General features: G+C 40.4%; 25 protein-coding genes and 3 pseudogenes. 15 read left to right on the top strand and 13 right to left on the bottom strand.

Annotation, left to right across the window (positions count from 1 at the left end; translation table 11 throughout):
• Positions 1-83 (top strand): annotated as a pseudogene (locus LF817_RS18545) (ATP-binding protein); the annotation flags it as partial.
• Positions 84-457: 374 nt separating this feature from the next.
• Here the strand turns inward: LF817_RS18545 and LF817_RS18550 are convergent.
• The 10 genes and pseudogenes from LF817_RS18550 to LF817_RS18605 form a co-directional block, all read right to left on the bottom strand.
• Positions 458-754: a hypothetical protein gene (locus LF817_RS18550; RefSeq protein WP_253937305.1), complete on the bottom strand. Its 297-nt coding sequence runs from the start codon at positions 752-754 to the stop codon at positions 458-460.
• Positions 755-1383: 629 nt separating this feature from the next.
• Positions 1384-2109, bottom strand: a complete 726-nt coding sequence (locus tag LF817_RS18560; RefSeq protein ID WP_253937306.1) for an ABC transporter ATP-binding protein — start codon at positions 2107-2109, stop codon at positions 1384-1386.
• On the bottom strand, positions 2099-2926 hold the full coding sequence (locus LF817_RS18565; RefSeq protein WP_253937307.1) for an ABC transporter permease: 828 nt from the start codon (positions 2924-2926) through the stop codon (positions 2099-2101). The genes LF817_RS18560 and LF817_RS18565 overlap by 11 nt, the downstream gene beginning before the upstream one ends.
• On the bottom strand, positions 2926-3384 hold the full coding sequence (locus LF817_RS18570; RefSeq protein WP_253937308.1) for a nitrous oxide reductase accessory protein NosL: 459 nt from the start codon (positions 3382-3384) through the stop codon (positions 2926-2928). Before LF817_RS18570 ends, LF817_RS18565 begins: the two co-directional genes overlap by 1 nt.
• A 2-nt stretch (positions 3385-3386) precedes the next feature.
• The gene (locus LF817_RS18575; protein ID WP_253937309.1) at positions 3387-4781 is read right to left on the bottom strand and encodes a right-handed parallel beta-helix repeat-containing protein; all 1395 of its coding nucleotides are present in this window, start codon (positions 4779-4781) and stop codon (positions 3387-3389) included.
• Positions 4750-5397, bottom strand: coding sequence for a nitrous oxide reductase accessory protein NosL (locus LF817_RS18580; RefSeq protein WP_253937310.1), 648 nt, complete (start codon positions 5395-5397; stop codon positions 4750-4752). Before LF817_RS18580 ends, LF817_RS18575 begins: the two co-directional genes overlap by 32 nt.
• Before the next feature lie 142 nt (positions 5398-5539).
• Positions 5540-6932 (bottom strand): annotated as a pseudogene (locus LF817_RS18585) (PepSY-associated TM helix domain-containing protein).
• Between the two features lie 225 nt (positions 6933-7157).
• Positions 7158-8525, bottom strand: a complete 1368-nt coding sequence (locus LF817_RS18595) for a sensor histidine kinase (protein WP_253937313.1) — start codon at positions 8523-8525, stop codon at positions 7158-7160.
• Positions 8526-8571: 46 nt separating this feature from the next.
• Complete coding sequence (locus LF817_RS18600) at positions 8572-9237, bottom strand: response regulator transcription factor (RefSeq protein ID WP_253937314.1); 666 nt, start codon at positions 9235-9237, stop codon at positions 8572-8574.
• On the bottom strand, positions 9234-10217 hold the full coding sequence (locus tag LF817_RS18605; protein WP_253937315.1) for a YncE family protein: 984 nt from the start codon (positions 10215-10217) through the stop codon (positions 9234-9236). The genes LF817_RS18600 and LF817_RS18605 overlap by 4 nt, the downstream gene beginning before the upstream one ends.
• A 661-nt stretch (positions 10218-10878) precedes the next feature.
• On the opposite strand from LF817_RS18605, the gene LF817_RS18610 reads away from it, so the two are divergent.
• The 14 genes from LF817_RS18610 (at position 10879) to LF817_RS18670 (ending at position 23618) form a co-directional block, all read left to right on the top strand.
• A complete protein-coding gene (locus LF817_RS18610) occupies positions 10879-11208 on the top strand; it encodes an HMA2 domain-containing protein (protein WP_253937316.1) in 330 nt (109 codons plus the stop codon).
• Complete coding sequence (locus tag LF817_RS18615; RefSeq protein ID WP_253937317.1) at positions 11205-11738, top strand: HMA2 domain-containing protein; 534 nt, start codon at positions 11205-11207, stop codon at positions 11736-11738. Before LF817_RS18610 ends, LF817_RS18615 begins: the two co-directional genes overlap by 4 nt.
• Positions 11735-13858, top strand: coding sequence for a heavy metal translocating P-type ATPase (locus LF817_RS18620; RefSeq protein WP_253937318.1), 2124 nt, complete (start codon positions 11735-11737; stop codon positions 13856-13858). Before LF817_RS18615 ends, LF817_RS18620 begins: the two co-directional genes overlap by 4 nt.
• The gene (locus tag LF817_RS18625) at positions 13807-14385 is read left to right on the top strand and encodes an HMA2 domain-containing protein (RefSeq protein WP_253937319.1); all 579 of its coding nucleotides are present in this window, start codon (positions 13807-13809) and stop codon (positions 14383-14385) included. The genes LF817_RS18620 and LF817_RS18625 overlap by 52 nt, the downstream gene beginning before the upstream one ends.
• Before the next feature lie 25 nt (positions 14386-14410).
• Positions 14411-14659 carry a hypothetical protein gene (locus LF817_RS18630; RefSeq protein WP_253925358.1) on the top strand — a complete coding sequence of 83 codons (249 nt, stop codon included), beginning with the start codon at positions 14411-14413 and terminating at the stop codon, positions 14657-14659.
• A 246-nt stretch (positions 14660-14905) separates the two neighbouring features.
• On the top strand, positions 14906-15826 hold the full coding sequence (locus LF817_RS18635) for a metal ABC transporter solute-binding protein, Zn/Mn family (protein WP_253937320.1): 921 nt from the start codon (positions 14906-14908) through the stop codon (positions 15824-15826).
• Positions 15827-15836: 10 nt separating this feature from the next.
• Positions 15837-16589: a metal ABC transporter ATP-binding protein gene (locus LF817_RS18640; RefSeq protein ID WP_253937321.1), complete on the top strand. Its 753-nt coding sequence runs from the start codon at positions 15837-15839 to the stop codon at positions 16587-16589.
• A gap of 4 nt (positions 16590-16593) precedes the next feature.
• A complete protein-coding gene (locus tag LF817_RS18645) occupies positions 16594-17463 on the top strand; it encodes a metal ABC transporter permease (protein WP_253937322.1) in 870 nt (289 codons plus the stop codon).
• The gene (locus LF817_RS18650) at positions 17460-18350 is read left to right on the top strand and encodes a metal ABC transporter permease (protein WP_253937323.1); all 891 of its coding nucleotides are present in this window, start codon (positions 17460-17462) and stop codon (positions 18348-18350) included. The genes LF817_RS18645 and LF817_RS18650 overlap by 4 nt, the downstream gene beginning before the upstream one ends.
• 687 nt (positions 18351-19037) lie before the next feature.
• Positions 19038-19430: a DUF948 domain-containing protein gene (locus LF817_RS18655; protein ID WP_253937324.1), complete on the top strand. Its 393-nt coding sequence runs from the start codon at positions 19038-19040 to the stop codon at positions 19428-19430.
• 563 nt (positions 19431-19993) lie between these two features.
• Positions 19994-20089, top strand: a complete 96-nt coding sequence (locus LF817_RS20470; protein WP_371925103.1) for a homoserine O-acetyltransferase/O-succinyltransferase family protein — start codon at positions 19994-19996, stop codon at positions 20087-20089.
• A gap of 505 nt (positions 20090-20594) precedes the next feature.
• Positions 20595-22064 (top strand): alpha-amylase, encoded by a 1470-nt coding sequence (locus LF817_RS18660; protein ID WP_253937325.1) that lies wholly within the window; start codon positions 20595-20597, stop codon positions 22062-22064.
• Positions 22065-22362: 298 nt separating this feature from the next.
• Positions 22363-22764, top strand: coding sequence for a DUF948 domain-containing protein (locus LF817_RS18665; RefSeq protein ID WP_253937326.1), 402 nt, complete (start codon positions 22363-22365; stop codon positions 22762-22764).
• A gap of 632 nt (positions 22765-23396) precedes the next feature.
• A complete protein-coding gene (locus LF817_RS18670) occupies positions 23397-23618 on the top strand; it encodes an ATP-binding protein (RefSeq protein WP_305882268.1) in 222 nt (73 codons plus the stop codon).
• Between the two features lie 66 nt (positions 23619-23684).
• Here LF817_RS18670 and LF817_RS18675 read toward each other — a convergent pair whose 3' ends face one another.
• The 3 genes and pseudogenes from LF817_RS18675 to LF817_RS20530 form a co-directional block, all read right to left on the bottom strand.
• Positions 23685-24131, bottom strand: a complete 447-nt coding sequence (locus LF817_RS18675) for a threonine/serine exporter family protein (RefSeq protein ID WP_253937328.1) — start codon at positions 24129-24131, stop codon at positions 23685-23687.
• A gap of 18 nt (positions 24132-24149) precedes the next feature.
• Complete coding sequence (locus LF817_RS18680) at positions 24150-24854, bottom strand: threonine/serine exporter family protein (RefSeq protein ID WP_256558375.1); 705 nt, start codon at positions 24852-24854, stop codon at positions 24150-24152.
• Positions 24855-24935: 81 nt separating this feature from the next.
• Positions 24936-25075, bottom strand: a pseudogene (locus tag LF817_RS20530) (IS91 family transposase); the annotation flags it as partial.
• Positions 25076-25242: the final 167 nt, after the last annotated feature.

Here is a 25242-nt window from a genome sequence, read left to right on the forward strand (position 1 = left end):
GTGTGGAGGTCATACATGGTGGAGAGAATGAGGAAAGTCATCGGATGAAAAACCGAAAAAGTATTTTTCAAGCAGAAGTGTAAAAGGGAAACGAGCAAAAAGTGTAAAATTCGACTTGACGTCTACACTTCGTCACTGGCGAAAGTACTTTGTGACTATACGACCCGTCTAAATGCATTATCAGTTTTCTTGGAAGTCTTTCAAACAAATTACACATTCACAATTAAATTTAAGCGATTGAGGGCACAACTAAGATTCTTTAAAAATCTCTTTTAATTAGATTTATAAACTTTTAAGCCCAGGATCATCCCTCATACCCTAATACCTATTTTGTATTTCACCCTAGTTGTTTATTTAACTGATTTTTCAATTCGGTTTGTAAAGATGCCTGACCCCCATTACGCTAAAGCTCTATCGCGCTGGGGGGTCAGGCACTAAATAGGTTTGTGCATCAAGCTTATGAAGTTGTAACCTTACGTTTCTCTCGAATTACGGCATTAATCGCTTTACGATTTTTCCAGACAAACTTACCCGCTTGCTCACGATTCAATACAAGCTCACCTTCGTCACAATAATCGATGCCTCGGCCGTGAGCCGTGATCAAACCATCACGATAAACCATCAGTGTCCAGTCTCCGCTCCGTTCCTTGTCCGAAAACACTAGATAGTGTTTGGCACCCTTCTCATCGTACTGCGCAAAATCACAAAATGACGACCACAACTCTTCAATATCGCGTTTAGTTTTAATAGTCATCTTACTCCATCCCTTAAATTTCGTTTCTTTCATTATATCATATGACATTTTCATTTCACTTCTATCTACAAAACACTTTACTAAGCTACAGAATTAGACGAAAAACATCTGAGGTTAGGAGGCTATAGTTTTTCTCCTAATTGATGCTGGAGTAGGAGTTAAGGAAATTCAACTACCATTAGGTCACGGAGATATAAACACAACCATGAAAATATACGCACACATTACTGTGGAACAAAAATCCTCTCATAAGTTCAGTGGACTTATAGATTTATAGTGTTTTTCTAGTCATTCAATCTACTTTCAGTGTGAAGCTGAACCTTTGATATCAAGTGTCATGGGGATATGATTACATTATGCACCCCATAGTTTCAATAAGGTAAATATAATAAAATATACCTCGCTAGTTATGCTATGTAGACGGGTTTAACACCCGCACTTTACGTCACTGCAATTAATGAATAATTTACTAAAGTATGTCATTTAGTAGGACATTTTTCTAAACTAGTTTATCGCTCTTTCACTTTATTACCCTGTTCAGTAATGTCATTCCAGTATTTAAATGTAGATTACTATTTAGAATGCAAATTAAAACCAGTGTTAAAGGTCAGAAAACCATGAACTTTCTATCACTTCCCCCCTTTGTCAGATATTAAGTGATATACGTAAGTACTTAAATCCTTATGTTCTCCAAGAGATTTGCGAAGTTCAGCTACAGGCTGATTGATTAGAACTTCGCCACCTTGCAAAAATAGCAAATCGTCTGCAATATCCTCAACTAAGGACAGAGAATGAGTCGAAAAAATAATAGATTTCCCTTGCTCCTTCTGCTCTAACAACATTTCTTTCATACGGTGTGCCCAGTAAGGGTCAAGTCCGTTCGTAGGTTCATCCATCATATAAATAGGTACATCAACCATAAGACATTGAGCTAAGTTGAGCCTTTGCTGCATGCCTTTTGAGTAATGTTTTACTTTTTGGTGCATGGACTCTGTCAGCCCCACATAAGACAAAATACTTTTCACATTGTGATTTTGTTGCTGAGACAGCATAGAAAAAAATTTTAATGTCTCAAAACCAGTCAGATGGTTAGGGAATGCTAGTTGGTCGGGCATATAGGAGAAATGACGTCTATAAGACGAGTGTTGATTATTGGTTTCATCGTCATTTTTATAGATCCTTCCACTAGATGGACGATTCATGCCTGTTAAAACGCTGAATAAAGACGTTTTACCTGCACCATTTCCTCCACATAAAGCGTAAATACTGCCTTTTTCTATAGAGAAGGATAATGGTTGAAAACGTCGTTCTAATGAAATTTCTTGTAAGCGCAAAATAGTACGATCATTCGACATGTGTTTTACCTCCTCGAATGAACCAATAGCTTAATAATGCCGGCACTACTATCCATAGCACCGAAAATACTATTAAAATAAGTGAACCAAAACCCCCCGTTATAAAAGAGGTGAATTCATAAAGTGAAGGCCCCAGCGAAACGCCTTCATCTATGATAATTATTGCTGCCACCCGTATTAATTCTATCGGATTAGCGGCTACAGCCACCGTTAAAAATAGTTTTAATAATTGAGGGGTTACGACAGTGATCAGCCCCATGAAAATAAATTCATATAGTAATACTAAAAAAGTCCAACCACCCAGGGCTAAGGCCATCGACTGGAATTTTGTCCTTGAACAAACCCCCATTAGTATAGACAAGGGGGCTAATAGGAGAATCAATAGGATAGATAAAAAGAAGAAGGTCAGCAGCGTGTGTAGCGACAATTCCGTTCCAAAAATAAAGCCTCCTGTTGATGCAATACCATAACTCAAACATAAAATGAGAAACATGGCAGTTGTTAAGGAGAGAATTTTTGCCACAACTAATTCAAAGTAGGATATAGGATAGCTGAGCACCAAAGTCAATAAGCCTTCTTCTTTCTCAGCAGCAACGCTTACAGATCCCATTATAAAAAGGACAAGGGGCAATAAAAATAAGTTGACGTTCAAAAGGACGGCTATATTTGTATTAAACCCATCATACGTTTCTTGGTTGGCGCCTCCGAATAAAAGGAAACTAGTGGCGACCAGAGTGAAAAGCACACTAAACCAAACTAACCAACGATTTCGAATGAACTGCTTCAAATCATTATGGAAAATTGCCTGAAATGTCATTAATAACTATCCCAGTCATGCTCTGCTAGATTCTCGTACTCAAGTAATTCACCATCGCCTTCTTCCTCAATAAATGTTTCAGCTTCCTCTAAGGAGCTGAAGCTAATTACACCATTTCCCATAGGCGTATTGATATCTTCATCATAAACAAAAGTACTATCGGCAGCATCTGCCCATTCTTGCTCATCATAGCTGTTGATATACTCTGTGTGAAAATTATCAGCTTCTTCTTTATTTTCTTCCTTGTATTGCATCATACAGCCGATATCATCAAACTTGACCGCACTCCCGTCTTCCATCACTATTTGAGTGGCAGCCTGTCTGTTATTGATCGCCATATTACAAATTTCACAAGTGTCAACATCATGGTCTATGGCATGGGCATCATGGGAAGCTTGTTGACAAGCTCCTAAAACAACGCTCGCCATTAACGTCATCACAATGGGGGCTTTCTTCATGCTTATTTCTCCTTTCTAAAATAAAAAACACTGGTTCCTGCCGTCATTAATAGAATAAGACCCATCCATCCGTAACCGGCGGAAGAAAAGGTGCTATTAGACTGCTTTATTGAATAGTCAGTTTGAGGATAAGCATCCATTACTTGCGCATCTTGAGGGGGAGGCAACCATTCTGTTACCTGACTCCATATGGTCATGGCCGGACTGTTCATAAATAGCTGCCATTCTGGTTTGGCCGATAGTAACGAATCATATATAGATCCAGCTAAATAAGGTTTTTCACCTATCCTGTCTCCGTCTTTATCCACCAAATTATAGTCGTCCCAATAATTACCTTTTTTTCCACTATATAAAGTAATAGCTTCGTCGTTATCATCCCCTTGTGTAGATAATACATTACTGACCATTATATTATTGTGAAATTCGAAGTCTTCCCTTTGCCTTTCCCAAGCAATTCCCTTTTGATTTCCAGCCACAATATTATCATGAATTTTGACCCGCTCCGCCTCTTCCAGTTTAATACCTGTGATGTTACGGGAAATTTCATTATCAAAAAGCTCAATTCCTTTAGAACGATACATAAGAACTCCGTACCCATTAACATGAAACTGATCCACTAATGTATTCTCTGAAAAAACAGCATCGGTAGTATCCATAATCATTAATCCGTTAACGTTGTCTTGAAATCGATTGGAATCACCCAGAATGGATGACGAGTACATGAGATGAGTCGCGTATCGTGAATTTTTCACGGTATTATTAATGATATTTGCATGACTAAGGGAGTCAAGATAAAAACCATCCAATACATTCTCCACAAGGTTTTCTTCAATATAGACCTCATCTGTTTCATATAACTCCACGGCTGCCAGCCCTTGATCAATAAAGGAGGAATATACGCCGGTAAATTTGTTATTTTCAACTGTGAAATTATGGTTGTTTTCTCCAAAGATGCCAGAGCCTATGGTGTCTACGTAATTATCTTGGAAGGTAAATGAACTACTGCTTGTTACTCTGATTGTAGGTTTCGGTTCATTAGGAGAAAACTCTTCTCCTGGTATCATTTCCTGTTCCAGCGTTTGGTCGCCTTGTTTAAACTTGATGCCTTGAATCGTCACATTGTCCGCTTCAATAGTTACCAGAGTTTCACCAGCTTCACTTATCCAATCCACGTTGTTTCCCTCCAACGTTATCGGTTTATCAATCACAACTGTTTCTTCATATGTTCCAGAAGGTATAGTCACTTTCTCCCCTGGTGCAGCTTGATTAATTTCCTTTTGAATGAAACCTTCACCACTGGCTTGCACAGAATTCAAATTGAAGAAACAAACAAAGATTAATAAGAAGTAAGTCATGGATAGCAGTTTAGGAATTGTGGTTTTCATCGGAATGTTCATGATTTTCTTCATCCATCTGATCTTGATCGTGTCCTTCCATGTCCATATCCTCGTGATCAGAAGAATCCTTGTCCATACCGTTATCTTGCGAGCGTTCACTTGCATCCTCCTGCACGTCTTCCCAAGATGCTAACTCTGCATCTTGTTCATCCGCATAAGATTTCGCGTCTTCATTTGATTTAAAAAAAGCGTAATGATAGCTCATAGGCGTGTTTAAAGATTCATCGTAAACGACACTCGTTCCATCGAGCTCTACCCATTCCTTAGAGTCAAAATCTTTCACCCATATCTTAGCGAACTCCTCGTTCTCCTCTTCAGCATTTTCTACACAACCTGAATCATCAAAAAATACACGTTCTCCATCCTGAGTGATTGCCTGTGCAGTGAAGACAGCATGATCATCCTCTGGGTGTGGAATCCCCATTTCACAATAGTAACAAGTCTCATCTTTTCCGGGCTCTTGAGCAGACATATTTTGAATGCTGTCTTCAGGCGTCTCCTGTTGTTGGTCAGCACCAGATGAACTATTCTGATCCGTTTCCCCACTTCCGCATGCAGTCATAACACTTGCAGATACTATTATTGAAGAAAATAAAGCAATGTTTCGTTTATTCATATAATTCCCCTCCGGTAATTATTTTAAAGAATTGCTGAAAGACGTTTGCCTAACAAATTTTAGTATAAAGAATAAATTTGAAATCTTTGCGAAATCTCTTAGTATTTTTTGTGAAATGGTTGATAGCATTCATAGGTTGTGATCAGCTCGCCTTACTTTTTATCCTTAGTAAAACGTAATCTAAAAGTAGAATGAGCAAGATAGATGTCCCTACCAAAGGCATAACAATACCAAGTATTAACATAATTCCGAGTACACCCCACCTTATTTTTGGATCATGCACTCGAGCAGGTGCTCCGAACGTCCCTTCCGGCTTTCTTTTCCTCCACATGGCGAATGAACTAAAGACTAGTAAAAGAATCCCTAAACAGGTCAGAGCCCCTAGCACCTGGTTCGTCAAACCGAATAACCGGCCTTCGTGTAGTGCAATTCCAAGCGTTATCCCTTGAGCCATTAATCCATATTCATTAAATCGAACATCGCTTAGTAATTCTCCAGAATATTGATCAATATGAAGTGTAGCATTTTCTCCGGGCTTCGTATCAGATGTAGCAAGAGTGTATACGCCTCTCTCATCGTCCGGCAGTGAAATCGTATACGGTTTACTCACTTCATTCTCCTTAGCCAGTTGCTGAACCATAGGTAGAGTAATCTCATTATTCGATGGATGATTAGAAGCAGGGACAGGCAAATTCTCTGTTGCCCACGGACCTTCCTTCGCCACATCTTTTGTAAGCAGCTCTGATTCTGGTTTCGGCCCAAACGACAATGCAAATTGAGGGTATCCTGTCTGTGTCGCTGTAGCTAAACGGTTGATTTGCTCTCCCATAACTCCTGACCACGGTAATCCAGTCATAATAAGAATAGCTATAAAAATTGATAACCAAAAAGCAGGTACGGCATGAAGGTCTCTCCAAAATAATCTACCCTTTTTTCTAAAGCGAGGTAAAATCGTTCCCCAAATTTGGCTTGTCTTTTTTGGCCACCACAAATATAATCCTGTTACCAGTAGGATGAGTGTCCAACATGCTGCGAGCTCTACTAATCGGTTAACAAGCGTTCCACCAATAAACCATTCACTGTGTATTTTTTTGAATATGCTGGAAAACATCTCATCTGTCACGAGCGACCCTTGATATTCACCGGTATAAGGGTTCACATAAGCATTCATCATCTTTCCGTTTTCTATGTAATGTACTTCCGTAGTTCTGGCAGCCTCATCATACTGCTTAACGGAGAGAATTTGAATGCTATCGCCATGTTCACTTTTTTACTACATCCAACTGTTCAGTCAAGCCAAGCGACGAATCGTCACCCGCAGTTTCTTTGGTGAAAAAATGATCTTGATATAGAACAGACTCTATTTGAGGCTTAAACAGATAGAGACCGCCACTGACAGCCAAAACAATCAAAAAAGGAGCAACAAAAACTCCTGCATAGAAATGCCATCGCCAAATAGCTCGAAAGATAGACGTCTTCTTGCTTGGCTTTTTATTAGTTTTTTCATAAGAAATTGAGTACGCTCTTTCTTCCATAATCCTCTCCCTTTCCATTCATGCGAGCGGGGTATAGCTACCCCCCTCCTCCACCGTTATTGTTTTTTCTTTGTTAGCATGCACATCCCCCTTCTCCACATGAAAGTTTCACATGATACGCCCCACTTTGATCAAAAGTATGAGTGACGTAGTAATCCCCATACTCGCCTGATTCCTCTTGATCTCAAACCACTATACAAAAAAACATTCGTTTCTTTAGTCATATTACTCATCAAAAATCATCGTATCGAACTCGATCATTACAGAAGTTCCTTTTCCAGCTTCTGATTGAATATTAATTTCTGCATTATGTTTTTGAATGATTTGTTTAACTACGGCCAGCCCCAAACCAGAACCGCCTTCCTCCCTTGTTCTAGACTTTTGGACTCGATAAAATCGATCCATGATGTTTTCCAGGTCCTCCTTAGGTATCCCTCGCCCTGTATCGCTTATCGTCAGTACAGTCTTACCATTTATCTGCTTGATGTTGATGAGGATTTGATCAGCTTCGTGAGTATATCGAATAGCATTATCCAGTAAATTGCTCACCACTTGTTCTAATCGATCAGCGTCTCCTTCAATAATCGCTTCTTCATCAAGTTGGAGAATGATAGAGATTCTTTTTTGCTCTATCCTCAATTTAAATCTTTCAACTACATCATAAATCAGCTGGGCGAAAGGAATAGGCTCCAGGTTCATCGGATAGGAATCTCCTTCGAGCTGGGCTAGGTCTAATAAGTCATTCACAAGTCTGGACAACCTTGCCGTTTCTTGGTGGGTAATGCGGATATACTTTTCTTTTTCTTCTTCATCTTGAATAAGGCCATCCATAATCGCTTCTGTATACCCCCTCATATAACTTAAAGGCGTCCTAAGTTCATGCGACACATTTTGCAGAAATTCTCTTCGGTTGCTCTCTTCTTCTTCCAAATATTTAGCCAGTCGATTAAAGGATTCAGCTAACGACCCTACCTCATCCGAAGATGAAGGATAGATGCGTTTAGAGAAATCCCCGCCGGCCATTTTTTCAGAGACCATTTCCATTTTCTTCAGCGGCATTACAAGCTGGTTAGCTATTTTCCTCCCCATCCAAATGACAAGAAATAAGAGAAGTACCATGGAGCCTGCCAATATGTAGCGGATCCCTTCAAAAGGCCCGTACACATCTTCTAAAGGTTTATACAGGAAAATGGCACCTTCTAAAACTTCCCCATCTAATAGTGGAATCGCGACAGCTAAAATATCTTGATCAAACATGGGGTGCTTTCGAACCATCGTAACGGTTTCTCCTCTTAAAAGCTTCTGCCGTTCTTCAAAACTGATAAGGCTTTCTCTTAAAGAATCGTCGTAAGGTAAAGAAGCACTCAGTTCCATTGGATTCTGTGTGAAAATCACTTCAGCATCTGAATTTTCGCTAGACCAATCCAAGCGGCTTTGCAGTGATTCACCTTCTCCATGCTCCTCATACACTTTTTCTAAATTTCTGCCCTGAAGGAGTAATAAATCCCGCTGGTTGTCTACATAAAATGTTTGATACAAATAAAAAGTCAATCCTATTCCAATGGATACGGTGCAAATTGATAATACCGCCATTGTCACCCAAATTTTTTGTTTCAACCCTTGATTTGTAAAGAAGTGTTTAAGTGAATTTATAGCCGACACCCCACACCGTTTGAATATGAGAACCTGCTGACTTCAACTTCAGCCGGAGAGTTTTCACATGCGTGTCCACTGTTCTCATCGTTCCTTCACTATCCATCCCCCAAATGTGATCAAGCAAATGTTCTCTAGTGAAAACCTGCCCCTGATTTCTAACTAGAAAGGCAAGCAATTGAAATTCTTTCCTTGTAAGGTTAATGGTTTTTTCGTTTACCCTGACCACATGCCCTTTAAAATCTATGGATATATCCTGGTGGCGAAAAAATTGATCATTTCTATGTTGATGGGCATTGGCCCTTCTAAGTGTTGCTTCAATTCTTGCCACAAGCTCTTTGGGACTGAACGGTTTTACAATATAATCATCTGCGCCTGATCTCAGCCCTATAACACGGTCATCTTCGTTACCCTTTGCCGTCAACATCAATATAGGTACATCAGAAAAGTCACGGATTTCCTTACAAGCCGTAATCCCATCCATCCGCGGCATCATGATATCCAATAACACCAGGTCTATGTTTTTCATCTTAATGGCTTCTATAGCGTCAATCCCGTCTTCAGCGGTAAAGACGGTGTAGTGATGAAGTTCTAAATAGGATTTTAGCATCTTGATCATGTCAAATTCATCATCCACCACAAGTATGTTCATTCTTTCCCACCTCCCCTTACTATCGATACCGGACCTCCCTTGACCGGAATTTCCGAAGTCACCTGAAAGGATTCAGGGTCTATCACTGAGATTGAATCTCCATCAATATTAGATACATACAGCTTTTCTTTATCACCCGTTACTTCATAAGGGTTTGCCCCGACTTTCAACTTTTCCACTGTTGAATCATTCTCTAAAGAGACTTTATAAACTTCGTGAGAACCATGAGAGACGACGTAAAGATCCGGACTAACTTCTGGACTAAATAGTTTCACAGGCATTAATCCTACTTCGATTTGCTCAAGCTGCTCCCCACTTTGAGCATCCAGCACATAAATATGACGATTCAACTCACCATGAACCGGACCATGTCCGCCTAAGTATAATTTTGAATCATTCACTAAAATGCCTTCCGGATGATGAGGAACAAGAAACTCCTCGTCTACGCGGAAGTTATTCAAATCAATAACAGAAACCGTAGAGCTTTGTTGATTAACCACATAGAGGTGCTCATTTTTTTGATCAGCTGTTATGGATAATGGAAATTTCCCCACCGATACTTTTTCAATGATTTTTTCCTTGTCTGTGTCAAACACTTGAATTTGATTATTTTTACTATCTGATAAATATAATTGCTCCACCTCGGGATTATAAAGAAGGTCATTTACACCTGAACCAACACTAGCCCACTCCTTCATTTTTCCTGTTTGTAAATTTAATAAGTAAAGATCGTCTTCCTCTTTGGTTGTAAAAGAGATATGAGAGTCATTAATCCGAACCATATCAGCAACCGTAAAATCTAATTCTAGTGAATGGATGACTTCATGGGTCTCTTCGTTGATAAAAGAAAGTTTATTATCCTTTAGATGAGAAACCACCATTGTATTTTCAGTGTTTTCCGGAATTTGAACCGTTTCTTCTTGGCAGCTCGTTAAAAGAAACAAGATCATAAGTAAAATCAAATACATTATTTTTTTCATGCAGGCCTTTTACCATCCTTTTTTATAAGTTTGCCCAACGCTTTCTAGTATAAAATATAAGTTTGAAATCTTTGCGAAATCTCATGGAAAAGTTTCTTTAACTACAAAGAGCCACTCAGTCATTGAGTGGCTTATTTTTAATTTGGAGTTGTATATCGGGCTTAACGTGCCTTCATAAAAGGTTTTTGGCATTATTACATCATGCTCCTCATTCACTGGGTGAATTAAATACCAACGAACATAATTTAGTAACACCTATATACCAATATCTCGACTTGATAGTTTTAACTTGTGGTTACATACGACTTCAATAATCATGAATCACATCCAGTCAAAACCCAGTCACATCTAGTGCTTTGGAGAGCTTATCTTAGTAATCTCCAGATGATGTTCTGATTGTAGAAACCCCACTATACACGTGCCTACAATCGAACGACCTTTCTAAAAAAATAAGATTTTAAAGCTCTTTTTACGCTGTGCCTTAAGGACTACTAAACAAAAAAAGTTTTTGCCGTGTTTTTTCTTTTAGCGTCGAAAACCTCCGCAGAATGTCACTTTTAAATTGAGAGTTATAGGTATTATTTAACTTGTAATAATTTACCTTTAAATAGTAACATAGCTTACAAGGTATCTTTTTTTATTTTCTGAAAAGGAGTTTGCTATGCTTACAAAAGTTAAAAAAATAATTTTCATGAAACGATTAGAGAAAATGTTAGCTACATACCAGATAAAAATAATGCACTTCATACCTGGAAGGGTCCGTATTTCATCTCCTTACTGGGAAGGCAATTCCAAAATTGTATCACAATTGGTTCCATTACTTGAATTAGAGCCTAAAATTCTTTCCGTGCGTCATACCTCAGAAACAGGGACGATCTTAGTGGAATATGACCCCAGTCCTGAGGTGGATGAAAAACAAATCGAGCAATGGTTTGATATCGTCCAGCGCGTCCATAATAGTGTAATTACAAGAGAAGTGACAGGGTCATGATACATTCACTGATCGGTCTGGGTGCTTCTTTTGCTATCCCAGGCATGATGAAACGATTGAAAGATCAAAAAGTACAAGTGCTGCATGCCATGCCGGGTCGTGTCCGCTTGCAGAGCGACCATTGGAAAGAAGAAAAAATTGCAGAAGCACTGGAAATACAGATGGGACAAATTTCCCTGGTGAGTCGAGTGAAAGCTTCAGGAATCACTGGAAGCTTACTTTTAGAATTCACCACCGATCACTTAACTTCAGAACAATTCGATGCCCTTGTACAGCTGGCAGTGGACACTTCTATTTCGACGTATCCTCACATAGAATCCAAGGTGAAAAGTTCCTTAAGAAAGAGCGTGGATTCGTTTGACGACCTCATCAAAAAGCAGACAGGTGGAAAGACGGATGCAGAATCCTTACTCATCCTCACGTTACTTTTCAAAGGAGCGACAGGTTTCGGGACCAACCCTGCATTCGCAAGCAGTCTTTTGTTTTGGGCCTACACATTAATTAAGAAGGATGGTGAGGGAAGATCGTGAACGGAGGAACCATTGTTCATTCAATCCCTGGCAGAACCAGGCTGCAGGTCCTCAAAGGGTTAGCACAGGAAAAAGTCGAAGCCTCTTACCGGCTCATTCCTGGAATTCACTCTGCTATCTATACTAAAGAATCTGGTTCAGTGGTTCTTCACCATGACCTGGATCTGAACTCTAAAAAGATTGTTTATGGACGGACTTCTGCATTATCTCAAATGAAAAACAAATCATACAAAAATGAATTCACCGCAAGCGGCCTGGCATTTCTGCTTGATTTCTTGATTCCGACTACAAGATTTACAGGTTGGATGAAATTGATTTCCCCAGCTTCCCTTGCCAGTCTTTTTGCCTGTAAGTCCATGATCGTTAACGGGTTAAGACCCGTAACGGAATGGAAAAGGCCAAATGCTGACACTCTCAGTACTACAGCGATTTTCGCCTCCATTTTAAAAGGAAATCCAAAGTCAGCCATCGTCATCCTTTTTATGTCTGCCTTAAGCGAAATCATCACAGATATCACTGCTCACCGGACAAAGAATTACGTGAAAGACATGATGAATGTGGATACTCCGTATGTTTGGAAAGTGGATGCCCAAGGCGACGAGAGAAAAGTGTCCATGGATGAAGTAAGCATTGGAGATCATATTGCTGTGTTTGAAGGAGAGAAGATTTCAGCTGATGGTAAAGTCATTAGCGGCTGGGCAAATGTCGATCAATCGTCCATCACCGGAGAATACATGCCTCAACATATCTCCAGAGGGCAAACCGTCTATGCCGGTACCATCGTCCAATCGGGGAACATTCGAATAGAGGTCTCTCAGTTAGGAGACGAAACGGCCGTAGCAAGGATTTTGCAAATGATTGATGAAGCTCAGGAATCCAAAGCTCCGATCCAATCTTATGCAGATGAAATGTCTGAACGACTTGTACCGGTTTCCTTTTTACTGGCACTCCTTACTTTCGCAGTCACAAGAAGCTGGGATTGTGTCTTGAATATGCTTGTCATTGACTACGTCTGTGGCATCAAACTGGCGACGGCTACTGCAATATCTGCTTCAATTGGAAAAGCGGCACGTAATGGTGCACTTATCAAGGGTGGGGAATACTTACAAAAGCTTTCCTCTATTGATACTGCTGTTCTTGATAAGACAGGAACCATTACAGAAGGCAGACCTGAAATTGTAAAGATTGCTCCGTACAACGGATTTACAGAACAAGAAATTTTAATGTATGCCGCTTCCGCAGAGGAACATTCTTCTCATCCCATTGCCGAGGCCATTCTTAGAAAAGCGTCCGATTTAAACCTGACGCCTTATGAACACGACCATGCCAGCATCGAAAACATTGTCGGTCATGGAGTGAAAGCTTTGGTTAACAATAAAGAAGTAGTGATAGGGAACCAAACCTTACTTGTCAAGCATGAGGTCGACACGAACAGTCTGACCTTCCTCAACAAGTCAATTAAAGAAAAGAGTACGATTTTCGTAGCGATCGACAAAAAAATGGCCGCCGCAATTGTGATTGAAGATGCGTTACGTGAAGGGATGAAAAGAACTGTCAACCAGCTGAGAAGGGCCGGGGTAGATGAAATCGTTATGCTTACAGGAGACAAACGTGAAGTTGCTGAAGAGGTCTACCAGGAACTACGGTTGGACCAATTCCATTCTGAAGTCCTCCCTCACGAAAAAGCTGCCTTTGTAAAGCAATATAAATCACGAGGCAGTCACGTCCTGATGGTTGGAGACGGAATTAATGACGCTCCTGCCCTCGCCTTAGCTGACGTAGGCGTGAGTATGGGAGGCAAGCGTACAGATATAGCCGTGGAAGCCAGCGATCTTGTTGTTACATCTGATAATCCACTCATTCTACCAGATGTCATTCAGCTTTCGAAGTCTACCATGGCAATGATCCGTCAGAACTTCGTTATCACCATTGCCGTCAATAGTGCGGCGATTCTTTTCGGTCTTTTTGGATTGATTTCCCCGACCATCGGCGCAGCTATACACAATTCAGCAACCATTGCTGTGGTCCTGAACAGTACCCGACTATTGGTGAATAAGGAGCGAGTACCATGCAAGGAACCTTCTCCATTGTCCATGACATACCTGGTCGACTCCGCTTGATCATTCCTGCGTTGTACGATAAGCGGGATTATATTCAGATACAGGATATGTTCACTTCCATTAGAGGAATCGAGTCGGTAAGAATTGAACCGACCATTCAATCCATGACGATTTCTTATGCCAAAGAGTTAATCAATCGAAAAGTCATCTTGAAGTTTATCAGTCTATTTTTCAAACAAACTCGTTTTGACCCTTTAGACAATATCATGGTCAATATTTCACCAGCTCTGCGAAAAAACTTTCTCCGCAGTTTAGTCACAGGTTTTCTCATATTAATCGCCTACTTAAACAATACACCTGGAAAGGTCTCGAGCATGCTTGATTACGCAGTAATTATATCGACTGCATACACAGTCCTCTCCCACGGGGAAAACAAATTCAGGCATCCGGATGTTATTACAGGAATCTTCAGCATGCTGTCAATGGGAGCTGGTAACATCCTTCAAGTGGCTATGGTGACATGGGCGGTTAATGTATTAGAGCTATTGAATGAAGCTGGTAAAAGCAAATTGGTTTTACGACATTAAAAATTCTTTCAGGAGGTTTTATATTATGGTAAACAAAGATTTCATGATGGGGTTCGTTTCAGGTACAGTGGTAGGTGCAGTAGGTTATCGTCTATATGAACAAAATCAAGGGCAGCTCTCCCAGTTGATCCAAAATCCAACTGCGCAGAATTTAAATCCTTTAGCGCAGGGCCCCTCCCCTATCCAAAATGAATTGAGCCTTGAAGATTTAATTGCACAAAAAGAGCGTTTAGAAGATTATATCGCTGAAAAGAAAGTGCATAGCGGGCAATAAACGCTTAGAACAACCCCACCAGGGTACATTCCATCCGGGGTGTACCTTATTTATAATCTTTCCCCCGTAAAAAACAGTTGATTTATCTTTTGAAAACCTATTTTTTTGTATGAAGGAAATTTTTTTACTTAACAACAAAACAGTAAACTATTCGTGGAATCGCCCATACAATAAAAGGGCAAATTTTTTTACCCTGAAAGTTGCATTAAAGAAAGAAAAATGAATCAAAGAAAAGGAGATGGTTGTATGAAAAAAATGTTCACTCTTGTTTTTATCCCTGCTTTGCTGCTCATCGGATGTCAAAGTGAGGACGCAGGCGCAGGAGAAGGTGAGAAAATAGAAGCCGTAGCGACAATTGCTCAAATCGCTGACATTGTTGAAAACGTTGGCGGAGAACATGTAGAAGTAAAGAATTTGATGGGACCAGGAACTGATCCGCACCTTTACAAACCTGTTTCAAGCGATATTGATGCCATGGAAGAAGCCGATATTATTTTTTATAACGGGCATCACCTCGAAGGGCAAATGAATGAAATTTTCGGAAAAATGAACGAGGAAAAACCGACTTATGCTGTCGCAGAAACAGTTCCAGCAGATCTATTGGCATCAGACCCGGAAAATCCGGAAGTCTATGATCCTCACATATGGTTTGACATTGAGTTATGGAAATATGCGGTGGATAGTGTATCAGAAGGATTGATCGAAGCGGATCCTGACCATGAAGAGGAATATCAAAACAATGCTATAGCTTATAAAGATGAACTAGATGAACTTCACACCTATGCTCAAGACAGCATTTCTGAAATTCCAGAAAAAAGCCGAGTCCTCGTAACTGCGCATGATGCTTTTCATTATTTTGGTGAAGCTTATGGAATGGAAGTTTTAGGTTTACAGGGATTAAGTACGGAGTCAGAGTACGGAGTAAACGATATCGAACGTATCACAGAAACTTTGACAGAACGAGATGTAAAGGCAGTATTTGTAGAAAGCAGCGTCTCCGAAAAATCGATCAACGCGGTTACTGAAGGAGCTGCAGAAAAAGGTCATGAAGTTGAAATTGGCGGCGAACTCTTTTCCGATGCAATGGGACCTGAAGATACTGAAGAAGGCACCTATATTGGTATGTTCCGCCACAACATCGATACAATCGTTGGAGCATTAAAGTAGGAGGATACAAATGAACGCTTTAACTGTAAAAAATATAAGCGTCACTTATGATAAGCAACCAGCTCTTGAACAAGTAAACTTTTCTGTACCTCAGGGATCGCTGACTGGAATCATCGGTCCCAATGGTGCAGGAAAGTCAACACTAATCAAAGCCGTTTTACAATTAATACCAAAATCATCTGGAGACGTGTCCGTTTATGAAAATCCGTTAAAACAAGAAAGAAACCGAATCGGTTATGTGCCGCAGCGTAGTGAAGTAGATTGGGATTTCCCTACAAACGCTCTCGATGTTGTTCTTATGGGACGATACGGTCATATCGGAATGTTCAAGCGAACCAAAAAGAAAGATAAGCGGTGGGCTGCGGATTGCTTGGCTAAAGTAGGCATGGAATCTTTTGCTGACAGACAAATCAGCCAACTCTCAGGCGGACAGCAGCAAAGGGTATTCCTAGCACGTGCCCTTGCGCAGAATGCCGATATATACTTTATGGATGAACCATTTGCTGGCGTTGATGCTGCGACAGAAAAAGCAATGATCAAGCTATTACAGGAATGGAAAGAGGAAGGTAAAACCGTGCTGGTCGTTCATCATGACCTTCAAACCGTTCGATCTTATTTTGATCACTGCCTGTTGCTCAACAAAACACCGATTGCTTTCGGTCCGACTGATCGAACGTTCACCTATGATAATCTTCAAAAAGCCTATGGAGGAGCATTATCCATCCTGGCACAGGAATCCTCTTTCTTAGGAAAAGGAGGTTAATTCCATGCAGGAATTATTAGAGCTGTTTCAAAACCCAAACGCACGCTGGGTGCTTTTCGGCTCCATTTTACTAGGTTTCGCTAGTGGGTTGATCGGCAGTTTTGTATTATTAAAAAAACAAAGCTTAATTGGGGATGCCATGGCACACGCAGCCTTACCTGGAATATGTATTGCTTACCTTATTTATGGGGTCAAGTCCACTCCTCTCTTTTTATTAGGGGCTGCGGTGAGTGGGCTGATCGCCACCTATCTCATCCAAGCCATCGTCAATCATTCAAGAATCAAAACAGATGCTTCCATCGGAGTCGTATTAAGTGTTTCTTTCGGAATCGGAATCGTTCTCCTCACTTATATTACGCGGCATAGCGGCGGGAACCAGGCCGGGTTGGATGACTTTATCTTTGGTCAGGCAGCAGCTATGGTTCGCAGTGATGTACAAATGATAGCAGTTGGTTCCCTTCTGATCATCCTTTTAACAAGCCTTTTATTCAAAGAATTTAAGATTTCTACATTTGATCCGCAATATGCCAAAGGTTTAGGTCTTCCTGTTAAAGGTCTTAACGCTATCCTCATGGTTCTCGTCATTAGCATGGTCGTCATTGGAATTCAAATGGTGGGGGTTGTTTTGATGGTTGCGCTATTAATTACTCCCCCGCTGGCAGCAAGATACTGGACCGATCGACTGGAATGGATGGGGTTCATTTCTGGTCTGATTGGAGCTGTTTCAGGATGGATTGGCACAGCGATAAGTACGATGGGCGAAGGGCTACCTACAGGACCTCTTATTGTTCTTACAGCGTCTTCCATTTTTATACTTTCTCTTCTATTCGGCTTGAGAAAAGGCCTTCTCATTAAGGGGGTGCAGCGGATATGACGTATGGAGCTTGGATTATATTAACAGGCGTACTTGTCGGTGCCACATGCGGCATCACAGGGGCTTTACTAGTTTTAAGAAAAATGGCGATGATTGCAGACGCCATCAGCCACACGGTTCTTCTCGGCATCGTCCTTGCTTTTTTAGTGACCCAGTCCCTTAATGGATTGCCCATGTTAATAGGGGCAGGTGCTGTTGGAATAGTGACAGCTATACTGGTGCAACGGCTTGACTCAAGCGGCGTTCAATCGGGTGCTGCTATCGGAGTGGTTTTCACCTCCTTATTCGCTCTAGGAGTAGTGATGCTCAGCTTTATCGGAGATGGTGTACACCTTGATGTCGAACACGCGCTGATGGGTGAAATCGCATATGTGCCATGGGATACATTGACTTATGCCAGGATTGACCTTGGTCCTAAAGCGGTCTGGATGCTCGGTGGCGTATTCATTCTGAACTTAACCATTATTCTTTTGTTTTTCAAAGAATTCAAACTTAGCACCTTTGACCCGCAGCTTGCTGCTAGTTTAGGAATCCCGATTCTTTTTCTTCACTATTTATTAATGGGGATGGTCTCCTTTTCCACGGTTGCTTCATTCGACAGCGTGGGAGCGATTTTAGTTGTAGCGATGCTCATCGTACCCGGGGCTACCGCCTATTTATTAACAGACCATTTCGGCTGGATGATAGCGTTAAGCGCAATTATCGGTGCGTTGGCTTCAATAATTGGTTATGTTTTTGCAGTCTGGTTAGATGTTTCCATTGCAGGTTCGATGGCCGTATCATGCGGATTATTATTCACCATGGCCTTCTTCCTCAGTCCGAAGCACGGCATGGTATCGAAGTGGTGGAAAAGAAAATCTTTCAGAAAATCAATGGCGACTTCTTAGTATGCTTTTTCAAACCATTCTTTTATCATCGTCACGTGTTGTTTTGCTTCCCTGTCTTCAGGAATTCTCTAATAGAGAATTCAAGAAATTACGAATGTCAATTTCCCAACATGGTTTGCGACTTAATACGTGCATATAAAAGCCCCTCAAAAGTTCAGTTAACCTTTTGAGGGGCTTTTAGAAGATTAATTTATTATTATTGAAAGAACAAACATATTTTTTTATAGGTTAGTTAGGGTCAGTAACTGCTTTTTATTGGGGATAACTAATTTATAGAAGGCGTACAGATCACAGAGTCAACAGCACAGTTATCCACGGCTTCTGGCGATGAAAAAACCACGTGGTTGGGGCATTGCGAAAGGTTATATAGCGTATATGGAATGGTAGCTACTCAAAAAGCAAGGAAAAAAATCCAGTCAAAACCTTTTTGTAAGTTGGTAAAATCCTTTCATATTAGGGGTTGGTGCATCACCCCATCATTGAAGTTGCCTGGAAAGAACAAGCGACCTATGGAGTTGACCAAACAGGTTTGTAAGCACTAAAAAAAGAGGGAAAGGGCTAATCCCTCCTTACAATTAAGGACTTTAAGATAGTACCTTCTACTTTTTCATACTAACAAGTGTTGTAATAAGGAATGTCCTAGCCTCCACCCTCATAGACTGAGAGAGGAGAAGGGAGGTGGTCTCAATGATTGAATGGAGTGTTGGCATTGCAGCTGTTGCATTTGTTTTTCTCGTCGTTTTTTTGATTTTGACATTACGAAAACTAATGGCAACACTGGCTGAAACAAAGGAAACGCTGTCAGACGCCAGGAAATCTGTAAACAGCATTACAGATGAGGCAGAGGAGCTAATACATGAAGCCAACAAAATTTCAGTTGATGTAAAAGGAAAAATGGAGTCTGTTGATCCATTAGTTGAGTCCGTTCGTGATATGGGGGAGATGCTGCACAATGCAACAAGTTCAATGAAACGAACTGCTTTGGAAAAAGAAAACCGAAAAACCATTCATTCAAAGGAGACAGATGATACGCAGGTTAAGCAGGAGATCCATCCGGTTCGAATTAAAATGAATAAGTAGAAAGATTATATTTGTCCCCACTTTTATAAAACATTCATGCAATGCGATAAGTCCTGGGACTTTTCCACATTTAAAAATTAAAAAAGGTGTCAGAACCCTCTTAACTATAGGGTCTGACACCTTTTGTAGTTCCATTATAGGTTTCACATTACTTTTAAACCTCAACTACTCACGCAATATTACCGCCTCAAGTGTTACACTTTCCTACTTTTTATTTTTCACTAACCATGAGACTCACTCCACATATCCGGAGTGTATATGGCATGCCATCTATTTAAAGAAAAGCCTCTCAAAAGTTTATGGACTTATGAGAAGCGTGTAAATTTAGGAAAAAATTTTAAAACCAGTCAATATCCAGTCAAATTGTTCTTAAACCCTTTGATGGAAGTGGTTAATGCGCTATTACATCATGCCTGATATTACCTACAAGAAGCAATTTTATTTCTTATCGGTCTCCTTTCAGACACTGAAATATAAAGGACAATGGAGAAATAATTCAAAAATATTGGGAACTCTCTCTTACAAGTGGACATTACGCTTCTGAAAACCGCAATTTTCTAATCATTGAGCACTTCCAGTTTGAAAAAATCCATTATTGGGAAGGGATTATTATGGATTGGGCAGAGGAAAATGTAACCTCTGTCCTTCATATATGCTAGGGTGCTCAAGCGGCACTTTATCATCATTATGGTACCGATAGATTTGCCCTTCAGGAGTACTTTTCACCATAGAACCTTTAATAGACGGAGACATTAAACTCTTGCAAGGATGTGACGAGGAGTTTATCGCTTCCCCCTCACGACATACAAATGGATCAGCAGATTAAAAAAATACAACAGTCGAAAAGTTAGAGCTGTTAGCTGCTTCAGTAGAGGCAGGTCGATTTCTAATGATGTCCAAGGTTGGTAAACACATTATAGGTACTGGGCATTTTGAATAGGATACGGAGATTCCGGAAATATATGAGCGCGATTCAGACAGAGGGTTAAGTGGAAAATTACCGCGCATTATTTTCTAAATAATGTCCTCACGAACTCCCATTGAATCGATGGAGTTCTCACGCTCATTTATTATTTTCAAATTGTCCCAATTATTATGAGTATAAGGAAACGCCATATAAGTGGAAATGAGAGAGACAGAAATTAGTGAAATGAGGAAGATACTATGGAGCGTAATCACACGATGATGCAATTTTTTGAATGGCACTTGGCAAACGACGGTGACCACTGGAATCGTCTAGCGCTGCTAGCAGGTGAATTAAAAGAGCATGGCATTGATGCTTTATGGATCCCGCCCGCAACAAAGGGTATAAGCCAGGAAGACAATGGCTACGGAATATATGATGGTTATGACTTAGGCGAGTTTGATCAAAAGGGTACAGTTCGAACAAAATACGGAACGAAGCAAGAACTCTTAGAAGGCATAGCCGCTTGTAAAAATGTAGGAATTCAAGTTTACTCAGACGTTGTTATGAATCATAAAGCCGGTGCCGATGATACGGAGCGCTTTGAAGTGATCGAAGTAGATCCTAATGACCGATATAGAGCTGTTTCTGAGCCCTTTGAAATCGATGGATGGACAAAGTTTTCATTCCCTGCACGAAATGGGAAACATTCCTCCTTTAAATGGTCCCATCACCATTTTAACGGCACGGACTATGATGCCAACGAAGATAGAATTGGTATTTACCAAATATTAGGGGAAAATAAACGCTGGAGTAGTCATGTTGATCATGAATTTGGTAACTATGATTATCTCATGTTCGCTAACATTGATTACCACCATCCAGCCGTACAAGCAGAAATGCTTTACTGGGGTGAATGGTTTATTAACACAACCTCATGCGACGGTCTTCGGCTAGATGCGATTAAACATATTAATCATAAATTCATCTCTGTTTTTGTTCATGCCATGCGTTTGAAATTTGGAAAAGATTTTTATTTTGTCGGTGAGTTTTGGAACTCAGACCTAGAAGCATATCAAAACTTCTTAAACTATGTAGATTACGACATTGATTTATTTGATGTAAGTCTTCATTATCACTTTCACGAGGCTTCGCTGGCTGGCCGTAATTATGATTTAAGTAAAATTTTTGAAGACACCCTTGTTGGGACTCATCCAACGAACGCAGTGACATTTGTTGATAATCATGATTCGCAGCCTCAAGAAGCCTTGGAGTCCTGGGTGGAAGACTGGTTCAAACCTTTGGCATATGCCCTCATCCTCCTTCGTAAAGATGGTTATCCATGCGTATTTTACGGAGACTATATTGGTATAAATGGTGAAAATCCGATCCAAGGTAAAAAAGATATGATTGATCCGATCTTAGATGCAAGATATCATTACGCATACGGTGACCAAAAAGACTATTTTGATCATGGAAATACGATTGGCTGGGTACGAAAAGGCGTCTCGGACTTTCCAGGATCAGGGTGTGCCGTAGTCATGAGTAATGGTGATGATGGAAAAAAACGCATGTATGTCGGAAAAAAACTCGCTGGACAAATCTGGATAGACCTGACAGGTAACCATCCCTCACGCGTAAAAATTACAAAGGACGGCTTCGGGCAGTTCCGTGTGAAAAGTGGCACCGTCTCTATATACGTTAAAGAGAATGCATTAGAAGAACAATAGCGTTAACGCGCCTTATCCACTCCCCAAGCGTCGATTAGACTCTTGGGGCGTCTTTTTTCTATGTGCATTGTGCTTTACTTAAATGGCACAAAACTTCTACTTCTTTTCCTTTTTCTTTTTCTTTATCATAAGCAAAATTATCGATAACAGTTCGTTTAAGTCTACAGATGAACGCTTCAAATGAAATTGTAATGTTATTCCAAGATTAGATAGTACCTTCCACTTTTTCATACGAACAACTGTTGTAATAAGGAATGTCCGAGCCTCCCCCCTCATAGACTGAGAGAGGAGAAGGGAGGTGGTCTCAATAATTGAATGGAGTGTTGGCATTGCAGCTGTTGCATTTGTTTTTCTCGTCGTTTTTTTGATTTTGACATTACGAAAACTAATGGCAACACTGGCAGAAACAAAGGAGACGCTGTCAGACGCCAGGAAATCTGTAAACAGCATTACAGATGAGGCAGAGGAGCTAATACATGAAGCAAACAAAATTTCAGTTGATGTAAAAGGAAAAATGGAGTCTGTTGATCCATTAGTTGACTCCGTTCGTGATATGGGGGAGATGCTCCACAATGCAACAAGTTCAATGAAACGAACTGCTTTGGAAAAAGAAAATCGAAAAACCATTCATTCAAAGGAGACAGATGGTACGCAGGTTAAACAGGAGATCCATCCGGTTCGAATTAAAATGAATAAGTAGAAAGATTATATATATCCCCACTTTGATAAAACATTAATGCAATGCTATAAGTCCTGGCACTTTTCCACATTTAAAAACTACAAAAGGTGTCAGAACCCTCTTAACTATAGGGTCTGACACCTTTTGTATTTCCATTATAGGTTTCACATTACTCTTCAACCTCAACTACTCGCGCAATGTTACCGCCTCAAGTGTTACACTTTCCTACTTTTTATTTTTCACTAACCTTGATACACACTCCATATATCCGGAGTGTATGTGGCATGTCATCTATTTAAAGAAAAGCCTCTCAAAAGTTTATGAACTTTTGAGAGGCCTATAGACTCAGCTAACGATTTTGTAACCAGTCAGTCACCCTAACATCACCTAGATGTGAACAAAAAGTTAGTGGAAAAGAGAAAATTGGTATTTATTTAATTAGATTGTCCCACCTTTACTATCTTTTTGGTTCACCTGTGACAAATGTTAGTTGGCCTTTGGAAGAAGAGTTATCGGATCAAGACTTGCAGGAATTACTGTTTCCGGAGAAGTACTCGTCATCAAATTTTAGAAGAAAGCCAGATTGTGAGTATATTCATAAGGAGTTAGCCAAACCTGGAATCAATCTAACACTGCTTTGAGATGAGTACTGTTTGAGTTGTAGGGCGATTTTAATTTTTGCTTTTCAACCAAGTATTGATGAAAAGCGTATTAAAGAAGTTCTAACCGGGCGATACATACATCATGGTGAGAATATTATCCTCCTAGACCCAACTGGTGTAGGGAAAACGCATTTAGCCACTTCCATGACAGTAGAGGTCCTTACACAAGGCCATACAGCCCTTTATATCACGGCAAATGACTTTATTAGCTGAATGCCAAAACAAGGATTAATCCAGTGGATTATAAAGAAAAACAAAAGCGCAAGTGAGGCTCACCCATTACCTCAATTGCGCTTTTGTTTGTCTCATCTTTTTTATAATCTGGTTAAGCACTTCCGAGAACACGAGCCCAAATGCAATAGCACCAGATATCATAAAAGCTTTCGCTGCAATGGAGATAGCGGCGCTGTAGTCATTTTGCACAAAGTTTCGCATGGCGTCATACGCGAGACTTCCTGGTACGAGAGGAATAATCCCTGGCACGCTAAATATAATCATAGGCGTTTTGTATACCTTTGCCAGCGTCTGGCTGACCAGGGCAATAACAAAGGAGGCGATGAGTGTAGCTGGGACACTGTCGACTTCTTCCCATACTAAGGAAATGTAAATGACCCAACCAATCATGCCGACGAGACCACATTTGATGATCGCATTTCTTGGCGCCTGATAGATGATTCCAAAGGCAGCTGATGCAAAAAAGCTTGCTATGGCATATTCAATCAACATAGTCATCCCTCACGATCTCTAAAATAGTGCAAACATAACAGCAATACCCGCACCAATTGCAAAAGCCGTTAAAAAGGCCTCCGCCCCCTTGGCGAGTCCTGAGATAAGATGACCTGCCATCAAATCCCTTACAGCGTTAGTGATGAGCAGACCAGGTACCAACGGCATGATAGAACCAACAACTACCTTATCAACTTCCTTCCCAATACCTAATGAAAAAAGGGAAAAGGCTGTAAAACCGATCAACAACGAAGCAATGAATTCAGCAACAAATTTAATTTCAAATAATCGAATAAAGTTAATCAATGCAATAAATCCTAGCCCTCCTGCTACGCAGGCTGGCAGGAAATCGTACCAACTCCCCTGAAACATGAGAGTAAAGAAACCACTCGCTAACGTGGCAGCGATGATTTGGATGAGCATGGAATAATCTGTAGGACTGGTTTCAATATTTCTAAGCTCTTTATACGCTACCTGAGTAGACAAGTCTCCACTTGCAATCTTTCTGGAGACATTATTCGCGAGATTTACTTTTTCGAGATTTGTCTCTCGTGCCGAAACTCTTACTAATTTTGCAGGGGCACCAGGGCTAATCGTAAACATAATCCCAGTAGGTGTTACATAACTTTGGGATTCAGCCCGTCCAAAAGATTGGGCAATTCGCGTCATCGTATCTTCCACACGATAGGTTTCCGCTCCATTTTGTTGCATGATCTTCCCCATTAATAAACATAACTCAATTAAGTCCTCTGTACTCTCCACTCGGTCACCTCAATTCGAATTACAGTATGTTTAGTGTATCTATTCATATACTAAAAGCTTAAAACCTTTTTAAAATTTCCACAATCTCGAAACTTCTCCACTTTCTTTTGCACGACTGGCCGGATCTAAGCTCCATATTTGTTCTTAAAGGCTTCCCAATGTTGATGTTCATCAAAGAAAATTCATCGTAAAATATTCGTCTCCATACAAGTACAATACCACTGTGACTGCTAGACTAAATGAGACAGTTCTTGCTAGATAAGATAATACACTTTGAGGCCATAGTAATGATTGTTTTCTGGGGGAGGCCCCGGGGCCTCCCCCAGAAAACAATGCCAAAAATGTACAC

The organism is Halobacillus sp. A1 (assembly GCF_024189295.1).
GTDB lineage: Bacteria > Bacillota > Bacilli > Bacillales > Halobacillaceae > Halobacillus_A.